Source organism: Arthrobacter sp. JCM 19049, assembly GCF_001310435.1.
Genome location: NZ_BAXF01000921.1, coordinates 1 through 563, shown reverse-complemented (window position 1 = coordinate 563; position 563 = coordinate 1). Strand labels below are relative to the sequence as shown.

1 pseudogene is annotated in these 563 nt (G+C 65.7%); it reads right to left on the bottom strand.

The features are described from left to right. A pseudogene (locus tag JCM19049_RS17125) lies at positions 1-563 on the bottom strand (ABC transporter); the annotation flags it as partial.

Genomic DNA, 563 nt, shown 5'->3' with positions numbered 1-563 from the left:
AGATGCCCTTGACCAGGGTGGGCACCGCGGCGTTTAGCTGTGCGGTGCCGTCCGCCAGGGTGTCCAGCCCCGCCGAGAGCTGCTTGTTGCCCTGGGCGACCTGCTCGGAGCCGTCGGCCAGCTGCTGGATCTGCTGCTGGGCGGTCTTCAGCTGCGCCTTGATTTCCTTGGCGCGCTGGATCACCTGCGAGTTGGCCGCGGCCTCGTCCACTGAGCTGGAGACGGTTTTGACTAGCTCATCGGCCTGCTCCTGAGTGATGATTTCATCTTTCACCAACTGCTGGATGCCATCGAGGCTCTTCTTCTCCACGGTTTGCAGGCGCTTGTCCGCATCGGCTTCCAGCGCGGTGATGACCTCGGCGGCCTCGCTGACCTTGTCATTGAGCTGGGCGTTGCCGTCGGCGACCTGGCGGGAGCCGGCGGCCAGCTGCTTGGCGGCCTTCGCGGCCTGCTGGGCGCCGTCGTTCAGCTGCTTGGCGGAGCTGGGCAGCGGGGCGGTCTGCTTCTTCATTTCATTGAGCCCGGCAGCCAGCTGGTCTGCACCCTTCTTCAGGTCCCCGGTG